Origin of the sequence: Cognatishimia sp. F0-27 (assembly GCF_020667845.1) — a bacterium.
Lineage (GTDB): Bacteria > Pseudomonadota > Alphaproteobacteria > Rhodobacterales > Rhodobacteraceae > JAFMPQ01.
Map to the genome: position 1 here is coordinate 26,670 of NZ_JAFMPQ010000019.1, position 9,191 is coordinate 35,860.

General features: G+C 63.4%; 8 protein-coding genes. 1 reads left to right on the forward strand and 7 read right to left on the reverse strand.

All coding sequences use genetic code 11. The features are described from left to right. Positions 1–410: 410 nt before the first annotated feature. Entirely contained in the window at positions 411–2,333 is a 1,923-nt protein-coding gene (locus J1C49_RS11650) for a cation:proton antiporter (RefSeq protein WP_227446000.1), read from the reverse strand. 306 nt (positions 2,334–2,639) lie between these two features. Between J1C49_RS11650 and J1C49_RS11655 the strand changes: the two genes are divergently transcribed. Then, positions 2,640–3,356, forward strand: coding sequence for a 4'-phosphopantetheinyl transferase superfamily protein (locus tag J1C49_RS11655; protein ID WP_227446001.1), 717 nt, complete (start codon positions 2,640–2,642; stop codon positions 3,354–3,356). Between the two features lie 95 nt (positions 3,357–3,451). Here the strand turns inward: J1C49_RS11655 and J1C49_RS11660 are convergent, their stop codons facing one another. The 6 genes from J1C49_RS11660 to J1C49_RS11685 form a co-directional block, all read right to left on the reverse strand. Beyond that, the gene (locus tag J1C49_RS11660) at positions 3,452–3,625 is read right to left on the reverse strand and encodes a hypothetical protein (RefSeq protein WP_227446002.1); all 174 of its coding nucleotides are present in this window, start codon (positions 3,623–3,625) and stop codon (positions 3,452–3,454) included. A 47-nt stretch (positions 3,626–3,672) separates the two neighbouring features. Next, on the reverse strand, positions 3,673–4,977 hold the full coding sequence (locus J1C49_RS11665) for an ABC transporter substrate-binding protein (RefSeq protein ID WP_227446003.1): 1,305 nt from the start codon (positions 4,975–4,977) through the stop codon (positions 3,673–3,675). A 78-nt stretch (positions 4,978–5,055) separates the two neighbouring features. Further along, on the reverse strand, positions 5,056–5,877 hold the full coding sequence (locus J1C49_RS11670) for a prohibitin family protein (protein ID WP_227446004.1): 822 nt from the start codon (positions 5,875–5,877) through the stop codon (positions 5,056–5,058). Between the two features lie 106 nt (positions 5,878–5,983). After that, positions 5,984–6,562 (reverse strand): YcjF family protein, encoded by a 579-nt coding sequence (locus J1C49_RS11675; RefSeq protein WP_227446005.1) that lies wholly within the window; start codon positions 6,560–6,562, stop codon positions 5,984–5,986. 129 nt (positions 6,563–6,691) lie between these two features. Then, the gene (locus J1C49_RS11680; RefSeq protein ID WP_370639408.1) at positions 6,692–8,326 is read right to left on the reverse strand and encodes a cyclic peptide export ABC transporter; all 1,635 of its coding nucleotides are present in this window, start codon (positions 8,324–8,326) and stop codon (positions 6,692–6,694) included. A gap of 142 nt (positions 8,327–8,468) precedes the next feature. Next, complete coding sequence (locus J1C49_RS11685) at positions 8,469–9,176, reverse strand: hypothetical protein (protein WP_227446007.1); 708 nt, start codon at positions 9,174–9,176, stop codon at positions 8,469–8,471. Between the last annotated feature and the right edge of the window lie 15 nt (positions 9,177–9,191).

The window sequence follows — 9,191 nt, forward strand, 5'->3', positions numbered from 1 at the left end:
GTCTGTGGTGAAAGTCCGGTTACCGCCTGCTTTACCGGAGCGCGCAACGCGGGGCAGCGACAAGCAACCCTCGATCTTGAGACCTGGATGATGGGTCGATACCCGTCGTCATTGGCCGAATGGACCCGGGATCGGGGTGAGTATTCGGTCCGGAGTCTTCTATCCTTGAATCAGCGACCGACAGGCTGAGCACCAAATGGAAGCGGTTTACAGGTTCCGAAAAATCGACCGGCAGAGATCGCTTTGTGCCGCGGTCGCAGCGAATTTGCACACATCGCGGTGGACGGTCCTGCTTTGGCCGAAGGGCGCGCGGGAAAGGCGCGCCCACAGGCGTCGCGCGCAATGCCGTCGCTGGATGCGCGTATCGCATGAAATGTGGCGCGGGCGTTTCACGGTGGTTGGCGGGGGCGTCAATCGGGTTTTTCCACGCCGGTTTCGCGCATGATGCTGCGCATCCGCTCTTCCAGTTGCCGCGCCCAGGCCTCCTGCCGGGAGATCACCGCCGCCATGTAGGCGGTGTTTTCGGTCGGGGGAATCGCGGGGTCATAATGCTCGGCACTGGCGAGCATGCCTTCGCGGTCCATGTCGTGGAAAGCGGCGACCATGCGTTCGGCCTGATCGCGGCTGTAGCCCAGCGCTTCGATGGCCGACCGGCTCATGCGCAGCGAGCTGTCATAGGTTTCGCGGATGATGTCTCGGCAGCCTTCGAACCACAGGTCATAGACGTGATTGCGGTCCACCGCCCGCGCCACAACATGACAGTCCGGATAATGATGATGCACGTAGCGGACCAGCTCGGTGATCTGCGCCTTTCCGTCGATGGCGATCACGAAGAGCTTTGCCTTGGCGATCCCGGCAGCATGCAGCATGTCCGGACGGGTGGCATCTCCGTAATAGACCTGGATGTTGAAGGCCTTGAGCATCTCCAGTTGCCGGGCGCTGAAATCAATCACGGTGCAGGGCAGCCCGGCGCCGCGCAAAACCCGGCTGACGATTCCGCCAACGCGGCCATGGCCGGCGATGATGATGTCGCCCGCGGCCTCGATCTCGTCCATCGGCGTATCATCGGCGGGCACGTAGCGCGGCGCGATCACCTTGTCATAGAGGATAAACAAGGCCGGCGTCAGCAGCATTGACAGCGCGACCACCAGCATGAGTTGATCCGCGATGGCCGGCGGCAGCGCGGCGCTCGCCAACGTGAAATTGACCAGCACGAAGCCAAACTCCCCCGCCTGCGCCAAGCCCAGCGCAAAGAGCCACCGGTCGCTGCCGCGGATGCGGAACACCACGGCCAGCGCAAAGAGGATCGCGGCCTTGAGCACGATCAGCCCAAGGGTCAGTCCGAGGATCGTCAGAAGACTGCCAAAGAGCAGTGCGAAATTGATCCCCGCCCCAACGGTCATGAAGAACAGGCCCAGAAGCAGACCCTTGAACGGGTCGATGTCGCTTTCGAGCTCGTGGCGGTATTCGCTGTTGGCCAGCACCACACCGGCAAGGAAGGTGCCTAGTGCCGGCGAAAGCCCGACGAGCGACATCAAGAGCGCGATCCCCACGACGATCATCAAGGCGGTCGCCACGAAAAGCTCGCGCAGCTGTGCGGCGGCGATGAAGCGGAAGATCGGGCTTGTCAGATAGGATCCCGCGCCGATCACCGCCGCGATGGCAAGAAGAGTGACGAGCGCGGCGGCCCAGCCGGGCAACCCGTCCACGAGGCTGAAAGAAGCGTTTTCGCCGTGACCGTCTGATGGCGCGCCCGCATGGCCGTTGCTTGCGGAACCATGGGCCAGGTCGGCGGCATGGGCCCCGAGATCGGCCAGTTCCGGTATCGCAAGCAGCGGGATGATCGCCAGCATAGGGATTACCGCGACATCCTGCGCCAGCAGGACCGAGAAGCTCGATTGGCCGCCATCGCTGCGCAGCAAGCCTTTTTCTCCAAGCGTTTGAAGCACGATGGCGGTGGAGGACAGCGCCAGAACAAACCCCGCCGCAAGACCGATTGTCCAAGGCTGCCCGAACGCCATCGCGACGCCGGTCACCGCCAGCACCGTCAGCACCACCTGCCCGCCGCCAAGCCCGAGAAGCCGCGCGCGCATGGACCAGAGCTTGCGTGGTTCGAGTTCGAGGCCGACGATGAAAAGCATCATCACGACACCAAACTCGGCAAAGTGCTGGATCGACACCACATCCACGCGCAACACCGTCAGGATCGGGCTGATCAGGATGCCCGCGATCAGGTATCCCAGCACGCTACCGAGCCCGAGACGTGAAGCGATGGGCACCGAAAGCACCCCTGCGGTGAGAAAGACGAAAGCGAGCAACAGGAAATCTGTCATGGCGAAAGGCCTTTTGACGGGTGGCGATCGGGGTGGCGATCAGCGGATTTCGTTACCGTCGCAGACCGGAGGGAAAAGTAAAGCGCGCGCCTGGCGAACGCATATCTCCGCATGACCAGGGCGCGGGACGCGCTTGCCCTGCCCTGACCCTGAGGCGCATCGGGTCACGCGTGGGGAGCTACAAACGCGGCAAGCGGTCTGCACATGCAGGTTGGGCTGCGTCATCCGGGCGACATGGCTGCGGATTGGGGACTTGGTGCCTGTTTGCGGTGTCTGCTTGGGGCACCATCCGGTAGAAGGGTGACGATGAAGGACGACGCCATTCCCCTGATCCGCTGGAGCACGCAGGCATGCCTGGCGGAAGTGCTGGATTGCCTGCGCACAGGCGGCCCCTGCGTCGTTGTCGCGGACCTGGAGGGGCCAGCCGGCGGGCGGGTTTCGGAAGCGGTGCTGAGCGCTGACGAACACGCGCGGGCCGAGCGGTTTCGCGTGCCCCATGCGCGCGCCAGCTTTGTCGGGGCGCGCAGCCTCGTGCGGCAGGTGCTCGGGTCCTATTTGGGCGTCGCGCCGGGGCGCCTGCTTATCGACGCCCCGCAGAACCACAAGCCGACCCTTCCCGACACGCCGTTTCTGGATTTCAGCCTGTCACATTCGGGAAACTGGGTCGCGCTGGGCCTCTATCCACACGGGAGGATCGGCCTCGATATCGAGTTGGTTGCGCGCGGCACCGGGGTCGATCCGGCACGGATGATCCGCATGATCGGCACGGCGCGCGAGCGCGCGGCGGTCGACTGCTGCGGCGACGCGGCGGCGCGGATGGCCCTGTTCCTCGAAATCTGGCGCAGCAAGGAAGCCGTGCTGAAAGCCGCGGGGCTGGGGTTTTCCGGGGATCCGACGACGCTCGAAACGCTGGATGGCGCGGGACGGCCCGTGCGGGAGATCGCCTTTGACGGGGTGCCGTGGCGCATCGAAAGGCTGGCCGGGGCAGATATACCGGCGATCACCGTGGCGCGTGCGCCGTAAGGTGCACCGTGATACGCGGCGGCACGTTGCGTGCGCTGCCATGCGGGGCCGGCTGGACGTGGGAAGCTGGCGCGATGCTGCGCGCGCCCTGCCGGTCAGGATTGCGGCGTGCGCGGCCGCGGATCGGAGGCCAGCAACAGGACAAGGCCGAGGATGGGCGTAAGCGCGATGGAGCCAAAGAAATAGCCCCAGAAACCGAGCTTCCGCCGCACGCCAAACAGGGCGATGAGCAGGCACAGCCCGAGATAGATCATTGGTCCCAGATGCATTTGGCGTCTCCCTTGCATGGCCGGTGCGCGCCGCGCGATGCGACTGGTCATTCCGCGATGGGGTGGAACCGGCCGTTGCGCGATTGTTTCAGCTGGACCGCCCGGTCGGTGATATCGCCATCGGGCGTGAAATCATACGAACCGTGAAGCCCTTTCCATCCCTTGACGGCGCGTAGGATGGCGGCGGTTGCGCCGGCTTCGATTGTGCCCGCCCGCTCCCATGCGTTGGACAGAAGCATCACCGATTCATAGGCCTGCACTTCGACGAAATCACCGACATCGATCCCCGGCGCCGTTGCCGGGCCGGTGATGCGGGTCTTTGCGCCATTGGTATCTGGATCGCCACCGACGGGAAGCAGCGACGGGATCACGACGCCATTGGACAGGTCCCCCGCGATCTCGAAAAACGTATCCACCTCGATGATCGGAAAGCCGACAATCGGGGCATCGACGTTGCGGCTGCGCAACGCGCGCACAAGCCTGGCGGTACCGGTGACATCATCGGCGATGAGGATCACCGAGTGGTCGGCTTCCTCCACATCCGTCACAAGCTCGTGGAAATGGCGGGCGCCGTCTTCGTAGGAGCGGTAAAGCGTGATCCGGGGAATGTCGACGCGGTTGCGCGTGCTGTTGTCGACCCTGAAGACGGAGGACAGATAGCGCGCCATGTTCTTGCCCGCCTCCGTGCGCGGGGTCAGCGCAACGATGTTGCGATAGCCACGGTCGTTGACAAAATCGGCGATGTGATTGGCGATGTCGTCATCATCGGGCACGAGGCGAAGCACGCGACGGAACCCGTGTTCCGAGAAATTCGGCCGCGACACGGTTGGCGCGAGATAGAGCAAACCGGCCTCCTCGTAGGCAGCGGAGGCGCGGATCGCCTCGCTTTCGCCCCGGTGGCCGACCACCGCGAGAATGCGTCTGTCCTCGGCAACGTCAAGATAGGTGGTCTCGTCCTCATCATTCTGAGGAAACTCGATGAGGTTCAGCGTCACGGTAACATCGGCGCCGGAGTCGTCACGCACGGTGACGCCCCCGTCTGCGTTGATCGCCGCGACGGCGGCGCGCAGACCCTCGAAGAAATCCGGGTCATCGGCCGGCCAGACACCGGCGATATGGACCGGCGACACCGGATCCAGCCCTTGGGCGAGGCGCTGCTGGGCAAGGCGGTCATAGACGTCCTGCCGCTCCCAGAAATAATAGCCCGCGATCAAGCCGATGATCGCGAGAAACCCCATGAGCGGGCGAAAGCGGAGTTTTTCACCGCGCGCCAGCGACCACAAGAGACGCAGCCCGATGGTCAGCCCGATGGTGGTGACAACAAGGTAAACGGCGTAGATGAACTTATCCATGCGCGCGCCCCAACGGGACGGGCGCCGCGCGCGCGGCGATCTGGCCGGGGCCGGGATATGCCGGGCGGCCTGCCGGCATCATTCCGCGCTCAGGATGACGGGCAGGCCTTCCTTGCCATTGCCCATGATGATGACCTTGGCGTTGTCAGACCCGGCGATGGTCTCGGTGGCGCGCACGCCCTCCCAGATCAGCATGTCGTCGGTCAGTGTCTCCGAGATGATCGTGTTGTAATCCGCAAAGCCTTGCGCCTCGATGCGTTTGCGCTCCGCCTCCTGACGGGCGGTGCGCAGCCGGAACACAAAGGAGTCGGCCACATGCTGCTGTTCGATCTTGAGCTCGATCGCGGTCTGCACCGGTTCGGGCAGCGTGATGCGGCGGATGATCACATCATCCACGTTGACATAGTTCTGCGCCGTCTCTTCAAGCGCGAGCACCACGGCATCCTGGATCACGTCGCGGCTGCGGGTGTAGAGCTCTTCGGAGGAAAGCGCGCCAACCGCCTTGCGGACGGTGGCCTCGACTTCCGGGATGACAACCTTGTCCATGTATTCCGGGCCGACGTCGCGATGCAGCAGCCCAAGCAGCGCCTTGTCCGGCGCGAAGCGGATCGACACGAGCAGCGTCGCCATCAACCCCTCGTCGGTGAGCACGGTCATGGACCGCTCGGTCTCCTGGAGGCGGACGTCATAGACATACAGCTCGTCCCACGGGAAGATGATCTGAAGCCCCTCGCCATACACTTTTTCGGTCACGGTGCCGCCAAAGAACCGTTTCCACAGAACAGCACGCTCCCCGGGGCCGACATTGATGAAGGTTTCGGGGATGAAATAGATGAACAGGGTCACGCTGAGCAGCAGGCTGGTGATGATCTGGGGGGCATAGGATCGCATCAGGGCCATTCACTCCGTCACGGGGCACGGCGTGCGACACCGCGCCTCGTTACTCACAGGGCGCCCGGCCACAGGGTGTGCGGCCGGCCACCTTTCACGGGGCAACACGCCGCGCTCAGCTCGCCGGACTGGCAGCGGCCTCGTCGGCTGCGGACGACGTCTTGGAGCCGCGACGGGTCATCCGGGAGACCTGTTCCTTGCCCCTTGAATAGAACTCTCCAAAGGACTCCTTGGCATTCTCGGCGCTGAAATCCTCGATATCGCCGCCTTTGGCGAAATGGCCCGACATGACATGTCCGACCGCATAGGTGGAGGCTCCCGAGAGGATGGAGGCCGCACCCGCCCCAACGGTCCAGCCGATCACCGGGATCGATTGCGCAAGGGAGAACAATGGCAATGCACCTGCCGCCGGCACGGAGCCACCGATCAGGGCGGCGATGATGCTGCGCGCGCGGCGCTGCGAATAGTCGATATCGTAGAGTTCGGCGAGGCGCTTGATCATGTTGAGCTGCACCGCCGCAACCCCGGCAAGGTCCACAAGCGGAATGGGCACCAGCCCCACGCCGGACGCCGCGATCACATGGCGGTCGATGATGGCGCGCACCTCCATCGGGTTGACCTCGATCGCTTGCGTGCTGTCGTCGCTTTCGGTCGTTGTATCAGCGTCGGTCTTGGACGTTTTTGCAGTCGCCATTTTTGTGTTTCCTCATCAAATCGCCTGGCCGAGACCGCAGCGAACCCAGTTATTTTCCTATCACACTCGCCCTTTGCGGGAAACAAATATCTCCCGAAACACTTAATAATTGTCACCCACAACCGTCGGTTATCCCGTCGCCGCCCGCGCGGCGACCATTTGGCCATAATCGAGGCGCAGGACCGCATCGGCGCAGTGCAGGTAGGCATCATCATGCGTGACCGCGATCACGGTTTTGCCCTCGGCGCGCAACTCCGCCATGAGCGTTTCGTAGAAATACCGCCGGAATTGTGGATCCTGATCGGCGGCCCATTCGTCGAAGATGTAGACATCCCTGTCCTCCAGGATCGCAACGATCAGCGCCAGCCGCTTGCGCTGCCCCGTCGACAGCGTTTGGGTCGAAAAGCGCCCATCGGCAAAGGACACCTTGTCGCCCAGTTGCATCTTGTCGATCAGTGCGTCCACCCGCGCCGGATCACTGTCGTGGTAGCCATAAAGCCTGTCGAAAAGGTGAAAATCGCTCATGATCAGCGAAAAGCTGCGACGCAGACGCGGCAGGTCAGCGGTCTCCACCGACCGGCCATTGAGCGTCATGGCGCCGTCCGAGCGCTGGTAAAGGCCGCAGATCAGCTTGATCAGCGTCGATTTCCCGCTCCCGTTGCCCCCAACCACAAAAAGCACCCTGCCCTTTTCGATGCTCAGATCGATGGGCCCGATGGCAAAGCCCGCGCTGCCGTCGGGTTCGCGATAGGCGTAGCGCACCCGCGAAAGCGTGAGCCCGTCAAACGGTTCCGGCTCGGCCAAAGGCGCACCGGTCACGCTTTCGGGCTCCGCCCCGGCATCGAGTTCGGCTTCGAGCTCGGACAGGCTGGTCAACGCGGCATTGGTCCGCCCGATCACGGGGATGATGTCCAGAAAACCGGCCAGATACCCGATGATGAACAGCACCACCGCGGTGATTTCCAGCACGTCGAAAGCATAGACATTGGTCATGCGCGGGATCACGAAGACAATCGCCGCGATGATGATGTAGAACACCCCCTGGATGATCGCGCGCGACTGGATATAGACGCGGGTCGGGGCTTCGGCCATGGCGCTCGTCTCGGCCACCAGCCGGTCATAGGCAGCATGCAGATCGGCGCGGCGCCGGTCGTTGAGCTTGACCTCCTTGAAGCCGAGAAAGGTCTCGGACACCATTTCGGAGATCTGGCTTTCGCGCGCAATCAGCGTGCGCGCGGCGTTGCGGCTGTCCTCGTTGCGCATGTGCCGGTAGACCGCCACCAGCACCAGCCCGACAAGCACGGAACCGAAGGCCGCCGGTGAGATGGTGAACAGGTAGGCAAAGCAGAACACCAGCATGAACATGGATTGCAGCCCGTAGACGATGGTGTCAGAGGCCTGGATCACCTGCCCGATATTGCGCGAACTGCGCGTGATCACGTCGCTCTCGCGCATGGTTTCCACGGAGGATACCCGCGCCTTGAGCAGCTTGTCGACAATGCGCAGCCGTTGCTCGGTCATGGCATCGTCAAACAGCATCTTGCCGCCGATTTCCGCATGCATCTTCGTATAGAGAAACAGGGTCAGGCACGCGATGAACAGCAGAAATTGCTGCGTCGCGCTCTCGCTCGAATAAACAGCGGCGGCACCGGCATTGATCAGAGCGACAAGCGCCGCGTTGGCCGCACCGGAAATCAGCGTCAGCACGACGATCCACCGCAGCGTGGCGGCATCCTTGGTGCGCAGCAATTGGATCAGGGGCACGCGGTTCGTCCTTTTCAGCAGACGCCACGGGGACCGTGCGCCGGGAGCGTCCTGCGCCGCCCCGGGCGAAGGATGCGGCGCTCGGCGCGGGAATGTGCCGACGCCTCGGGGCATCCGTCGGGCCTCGGTATCGGGCGGCGCTTCACGCCATTGCCCAAAACTGACCGGTTTCCTGCATCCGATCAATGCTTTGCAGCATCGCGAGGTCAATCTGTGACGCGTCGCGCACGATAAACGGCAACCCGGCATCGGTCATCTCTGCCTTTTGCCAGCACCAGGGCTCCTGCGACGGCACGCCGATGAAGCCGGTGCCGACGGCCCGCGCATGGGTGGCGGCGAAGTTCACATCGTCGATGAAGAGCGCTTCGGTCGGGGCGACACCAGCGATGTCGTGCACGATTTCCTTCATTCCGGGGCGAAAATCATTGGTGCAGACATAGGCTTCGAACACATCGGCATGCGCGCCAAGCTCGCGCCGCATGTAATCTTCGTCGAGCCCGCCATAACAGAGCAGCCGGACGGGAAGTCGCGCGAGCAGCGCCAGAAGCGCCTCCGCCCCGTCAGACAGGCGCAGCGGGTTCTCCGCCAGATAGGCCTCGCGCAGGGCAAAATAGCTCGCCGCCATTTCCTGATGGGTCTTGCCCTGAAGATCGTCGGGCAGGTCACCATCGAATTGCGAGAGCATGAACTGCACCGCTTCGCGCCGGTTGCGCGAGAGCATCCCGCTTTCGAGCGTGCGGGTGTATTCGAGGCCGTAATAGTCGCAGGATTTGCGCAGCAGCGGCGCAAAGGTATCAACCAGCAGCGGGCCGTCGAGGTCAACGGCGATCACCTTGAGCGTGCGAAGCATGGCGGGCGGTCCTTT